4 protein-coding genes are annotated in these 5,081 nt (G+C 70.2%); 1 reads left to right on the top strand and 3 read right to left on the bottom strand.

The window, feature by feature from the left end:
• Positions 1-407: 407 nt before the first annotated feature.
• On the top strand, positions 408-3,302 hold the full coding sequence (treY, locus tag VIB55_RS19895) for a malto-oligosyltrehalose synthase (protein ID WP_331878416.1): 2,895 nt from the start codon (positions 408-410) through the stop codon (positions 3,300-3,302).
• A gap of 286 nt (positions 3,303-3,588) precedes the next feature.
• Here the strand turns inward: treY and VIB55_RS19900 are convergent, their stop codons facing one another.
• The 3 genes from VIB55_RS19900 to VIB55_RS19910 all read right to left on the bottom strand — a co-directional run.
• The gene (locus VIB55_RS19900; protein ID WP_331878417.1) at positions 3,589-4,068 is read right to left on the bottom strand and encodes a DUF6702 family protein; all 480 of its coding nucleotides are present in this window, start codon (positions 4,066-4,068) and stop codon (positions 3,589-3,591) included.
• Positions 4,062-4,664 (bottom strand): HupE/UreJ family protein, encoded by a 603-nt coding sequence (locus VIB55_RS19905; protein WP_331878418.1) that lies wholly within the window; start codon positions 4,662-4,664, stop codon positions 4,062-4,064. The genes VIB55_RS19900 and VIB55_RS19905 overlap by 7 nt, the downstream gene beginning before the upstream one ends.
• A 13-nt stretch (positions 4,665-4,677) precedes the next feature.
• A partial coding sequence (locus tag VIB55_RS19910; RefSeq protein WP_331878419.1) for a tetratricopeptide repeat protein occupies positions 4,678-5,081 on the bottom strand: 404 nt, incomplete at its 5' end.

Here is a 5,081-nt window from a genome sequence, read left to right on the forward strand (position 1 = left end):
TCCACCCTCTCCCACAAACAGCGTGGGAGAGGGGGTACACTTCAGAATGTGGTGCGTCCAGGGGGGGCCCGGTGCTCGGGCCGGCGCCCCCCATCCCAACCCTTCCCCCGCACACTGCGCGGGGGAAGGGAGCCAGTCGAATGCATGAGGCCGGCCGAAGCGCGGTTCAGGTCTCCCCCTCCCCTGCGCAGCGGGGGACGGGGGCCGGGGGGAGGGGGCTCCCGCAGCATGCGAGGCAGCCAGTCGAACCCCGCCCGAAGTTCCCCCCTCTCCCGCGCAGTTTGCGGGGGAGGGGCCGGGGGAGGGGGCACCGCTGGGCCCGCGTTCGCCCGGATCTTGCCTCGCCGCGCGCCGGCCCGCGCCGCATCCGCCGGCTGCGACGAGCACCGAAATCCAGAAGGCAGACCGTGAACCAGCCCGATACCACCCCGGGAGCGCCCACCCGCGTTCCCTCGTCTACCTATCGCCTGCAGCTGCACGCCGGGTTCACCTTCCGGCAGGCCGCCGACATCGTTCCGTACCTGGCCGAGCTGGGCATCAGCGACCTGTACGCGTCGCCGTACCTGCAGGCCCGCCCCGGCAGCATGCACGGCTACGACATCGTGGACCACCGCACGCTGAACCGCGAGATCGGCACGGAGCACGACCACGCGCGCATGACGGCGGCGCTGCGTGAGCAGAACATGGGCCACCTGCTCGACATCGTGCCCAACCACATGGGCGTGGCCATGGGCGTGCGCGGCCACCGCAACCCGTGGTGGATGAGCGTGCTGGAGAACGGCCCCGCCTCGCCCTACGCCCGCTACTTCGACATCGACTGGGAGCCGCTGAACCCCGAGCTGCACGGCAAGGTGCTGCTTCCCGTGCTGGGCGACCAGTTCGGCTGCGTGCTGGAGGCGGGCGAGCTGAAGCTGGTGTACGAGGACGGCCAGTTCCGGGTGGAGTACTACGAGACCGTGCTTCCCGTGGCCCCCGGCGCCACCGCGCCCGTGCTGCAGCTGGCGATGGAGAAGACAGGGCTGGCTGCCGACCACCCGGACCGCATGGAGCTGGAAAGCATTCTCACGGCCCTGCGCCACCTGCCGCCGCGCGCCAGCACCGACCCGGAAAGCGTCACCGAGCGCGACCGGGAGCGCGTGGTCACCCGTCGGCGGCTGGACGTGCTCTATGGTATCTCCGACGCGGTTCGCGAGGCGCTGGACGCCGCCGTCGCCGAGTTCAACGGCACGCCGGGCGAGCCGCACTCGTTCGACCGCCTGGCCGCGCTGCTGAACGACCAGGCGTACCGGCTCGCTTTCTGGCGGGTGGCGGCCGAGGAGATCAACTACCGGCGCTTCTTCGACGTGAACGACCTGGCGGGGCTGCGCACGGAGCTCGCCGCCGTCTTCCACGACAGCCACGAGCTGATCCTGCGCATGGTGCGCGAGGGGCAGGTGACGGGGCTGCGCATCGACCACCCCGACGGCCTCTTCGATCCGCAGGGCTACCTGCGCGACCTGCAGCGCGAGTGCGTGGGGCTGGATGCGAAGGAGCGCTTCTACGTGCTGGTGGAAAAGATCCTCACCGGTGACGAGACGCTTCCGGAGGAGTGGCCGGTGGCGGGAACGGTGGGCTACGAGTACATGAACCGCGTCAACGGCCTGTTCGTGGACGCGGAGAACGAGGCGGCGCTGGATGCCATCTACCGTACGTTCACGGGCCAGCGAACGGACTTCGAGGACCTGGTCTACCAGAAGAAGCTGCTGATCCTGCGCACCTCGCTCGTCAGCGAGCTCACCGTGCTGACGACCATGCTGGACCGCATCAGCGAGCAGAACCGCTGCTACCGCGACTTCACCTGGGGCAGCCTTCGTGACGCGCTGCGCGAGGTGATCGCCTGCTTTCCCGTCTACCGCACCTACATCGACGCTTTCGCGGGAAAGATCACGGAGCGCGACCGGGGCTACGTGACGCAGGCGGTGGAGCTGGCGCGCGAGCGCAACCACAACATGCCCAGCTCGCTCTTCGATTTCGTGCGCGACACGCTGCTGCTGGAGTGGCCCGATTCGCTGGACGAGGAGGCGCGTCAGCAGCACGCGCGATTCGTGATGAAGGTGCAGCAGCTGACGGGTCCGGTGATGGCCAAGGGTGTGGAAGACACCACCTTCTACGTCTTCAACCGGCTGATCTCGCTGAACGAGGTGGGCGGCGAGCCCGACCGCTTCGGCATCACCCCCGACGAGTTCCACGCCTTCAACCTGGAGCGCGCGGAGCGCTGGCCGCACGCCATGTCGGCCAGCAGCACGCACGACACCAAGCGCAGCGAGGACGTGCGCGCCCGCATCAACGTGCTTTCCGAGATCCCGGTGCTGTGGTCGGACCGGGTGAACATCTGGGCGGGGGAGAACGCGCGCTTCAAGCGGGGGACGGAGCGGCGGCCCATTCCGCACGCCAACGACGAGTACCTGCTGTACCAGACCATCGTGGGCGCCTGGCCGTTCGAGGACACCAGCGACCAGGCCCGGCAGGACTTCATCGGCCGCGTGCAGGCGTACATGGAAAAGGCCACGCGCGAGGCCAAGATGCACACCAGCTGGATCAACCCGTCCGAGGCGTACGACCAGGGGCTGCGCGACTTCGTGGCCGACGTGCTTCGTCCCGGCGAGAACGCGTTCGTGGAGAGCCTGGCGGAGTTCCATCCCCTCGTATCACGGCTGGGGATGGTGAACTCGCTGGCGCAGACGCTGGTGAAGCTGGCCTCACCCGGTGTGCCCGACATCTACCAGGGGCAGGAGATCTGGGACTTTTCGCTCGTGGATCCGGACAATCGCCGCCCGGTGGACTTCGACCTGCGCGGCCGGCTGATGGACGACCTGAAGCGCCGCGCCGAGGATGGCGACGGCGTGGCGGCGGCGCGGGATCTCGTCGAGAACTGGCACGACGGGCGGATCAAGCTTCACGTCGTGCAGTCCGGGCTGCGGCTGCGGTCCGCCTATCCCGCGGTGTTCGGCACGGGCGAGTACGTGCCTCTTGAGTCGGAGGGAGAGCGGGCCGAGCACGTGGTCGCCTTCGCGCGGTCGGCGCAGGGCGCGGCGGTGATCGCCGTGGTGCCGCGCCTGGTGGCGAAGCTTACGCGCGATCGCGGCTTCGCGCTGCCGGAGGCGGGTGACTTCGCGGGGACGCGCCTGACGCTGCCCGCGCACCTGGCCGGCCGCTACCGCAACGTGCTCACGGGCGAGGAGCTGTCGGGGGTGGATGGATCGCTGGCCATCGAAGACGTGTTCGCGAATTTTCCCGTGGCCCTGCTCGAGCGCATCGACTAAGAAGAACGTTTCACGCAGAGGCCGCAGAGGGAACGGAGAGGACGCAGAGGGAAGCCACGGGCCCTCTGCGTCCTCTCTGTTTTCTCTGCGCCCTCTGCGTGAGACCATCAGTTCTCAAAACTGCCAGTGGCGCGAAAGCCGGAGCTGCCGGGGTTTACTTGGATCACCGGTGGGTGGTCGGGACGGCGCGCCATCACCCGTGCCCGGAGACTCCATCTACGGGGGTAGCGTCGGTTTTATAGGCGGCCGCCCCGCCGAACTCGGTCCCACCCGCCCCGGACAGCACTTACGGCAGAGGCCGCGCGCCGTCGCCGGGGGTAAAGAGAAGGCTGCGCGCGCGCCCGGCATACTGCGCCCGCACCACGTTCACCTGGTCCTGGTACAGGTCGAAGAGCATGGCGTTGCGCACCTGCCCGCCGCGCACCCCGCTGGCCGCGGCGCCGCGCAGGCACACCCACACCACCTCGCCCTGGTACCGGGTTCCGCACCACGTAAAGCGCACCGCGCGCCCGTTCCGCTCGCGCAGCACGAACGCCGAACCCACGTACACGCGTTCGCGCTCGTTGGGCGTGGTGCCCCGCGCCGTGGCCACCGCGCGCCCGTAGTCGTCGGCGAAGACGCGCATCTGCACCTGCACGGCGCCGTCAGTGCCGGCCTTCAGCTCCGTCAGCGTGGTATGAAGCGGATGGGCCACGGGCCGAGCCGCGCCCGCCACGAGCGCCGTCGCCCCGACGAGGAGCAGGCAGAGCCAGCGGCGGGTTACCACGGGCTGCGCTCCACCGCCCAGGCGCAGGCCACCACGGCCACCGCGGACGAGACGGCGATCACGCGAAGCCGCACCGGGGCCGGCGCGCGGGCGGGAAGCTTCACCAGCCCGATCAGGCGGTCGAGCGCGGCGAACGCGGCAAATGCGCCCGCCAGCACCAGCACCTGGCCGAGCTCCAGCCCCACGTTGAAGCCCACCAGCGGCACCGCCAGGTCGTCCACGAACAGGCTGCGCAGGTAGTTGGCGAACCCCGCGCCGTGCACCAGGCCGAAGATCCCCGCAAAGACGGGCCGGGCGCGCATCCACCAGCCGTCCTGCCGGTCCCGCTGCACCAGGTTCTCGATGGCCGTCGCCACGATGGTGACGGGGATCAGGAACTCGATCAGCGGCGTGGGCAGCGCCAGCAGCCCGGTGAGGGCCAGCGCCAGCGTGACGGAGTGGCCCACGGTGAAGGCCGTCACCACCCACAGCGCCGGGCGCCAGTCCGCGGGGCGGTAGATGGCCGCCAGCACCAGCAGGAACAGCACGTGGTCCAGCCCGTTGGGGTCGGTGATGTGCCGGAACCCGAGCTGCGCAAAGGCCAGGAAGTCGCTCATCTCAACGTCCCTTTCACCAGGGCAGGCGCAGGCGTCCGCCGCCCGGAATGGAACGGAGCACGGCGCGCGCGGTGGCCGCGTGGCGCGGATGGAAGCGCGGGTTCAGCTCCAGCGCCTGGCGCAGGTGCCCGCGCCCGGCCTCGTCGTCGCCCGCGGCGCGCTCGATCATCCCCGCGTGAAAGAAGAGCAGGGGATCGCGCGTGCCCAGCCGCAGCGCCTGCTTCATCTGCACCCGCGCCTCGCCGTGGCGGCCCGCGCGGAACAGCGCCCACGCCATCAGGTCGTGCCCGTACACGTCGCGGCGCTCGGCCAGCTCGGCCCGGGCGCGCTCCGTCACCATCGCCACGTCGCCGCCGTGGTCCAGCAGGAACAGCCCCCACTCGCGATGGAAGCCCGCGGTCTGCCCCTGCACGGCCA

Origin of the sequence: Longimicrobium sp. (assembly GCF_036554565.1) — a bacterium.
Taxonomy (GTDB): Bacteria; Gemmatimonadota; Gemmatimonadetes; order Longimicrobiales; family Longimicrobiaceae; genus Longimicrobium.